Genomic DNA, 763 nt, shown 5'->3' with positions numbered 1-763 from the left:
ACTTCATGTAGCGGTCGTAGACCTCCTGCGACTGGATGGCGATGGCCTCGTCGCGGTTCGCCTCGAGGGCGGCCGCCCACGTCTCCAGGGTGCGCGCGTAGTGCAGCTGCAGTGAGTGCACCCGGGTCAGCTCGAAGCCGGCCGTTACGGCGTACTCCCCGACGGTCTGCGGGGTCGGGAGCCAGCCCCCCGGGAAGATCTCGGTGAGGATGAACTGCGAGAAGTGCACGATCTCGTGCGTCAGCGTCATGCCCCGCGCCCTGGCCTCCTTGAAGGAGGGGCGAACGATGGTGTGCAGCAACATGATTCCGTCGGACGGCAGCACCTGGTAGGCCATCTTGAAGAAGCGGCCGTAGCGCTGGCGGCCGAAGTGCTCGAAGGCGCCGATGCTGACGATTCGGTCGACCTTGTCGTCGAATTCCTCCCAGCCCTGCAACCGGACTTCGACGGAGCGGTCGGTGGGGATGGCGGCCATTTTGGCCTTACTGTAGGCAAACTGGTTGCGACTCAGCGTGATCCCGATCACGTTGACGTCATATTTCTCGATCGCCCGGTGCAGCGCTCCTCCCCAGCCGCAACCGATGTCGAGTAGCGTCATCCCCGGCTCGAGATTCAACTTGCCCAGCGCCAGATCGAACTTCGCATTCTGCGCCTCTTCGAGCGTCATGCCCTCGCGTTCGAAATAAGCGCACGTATAGCCCATTGTCGGATCTAGGAACAGGGCAAAAAACTCGTCCGAAACGTCGTAGATGGATTGCGATTC

Annotated in this window: 1 protein-coding gene; it reads right to left on the bottom strand. The window is 62.1% G+C overall.

What is annotated here, in order from left to right:
* Positions 1 to 763 (bottom strand): cyclopropane mycolic acid synthase family methyltransferase (locus A9X03_RS07080; RefSeq protein ID WP_156746495.1); only part of this gene is annotated, 763 nt, incomplete at both ends.

Source organism: Mycobacterium sp. E1715 (assembly GCF_001667625.1).
Lineage (GTDB): Bacteria > Actinomycetota > Actinomycetes > Mycobacteriales > Mycobacteriaceae > Mycobacterium.
Note: the sequence above shows the minus strand (reverse complement) of the source record. Positions and strands in the feature narration are given on the sequence as shown.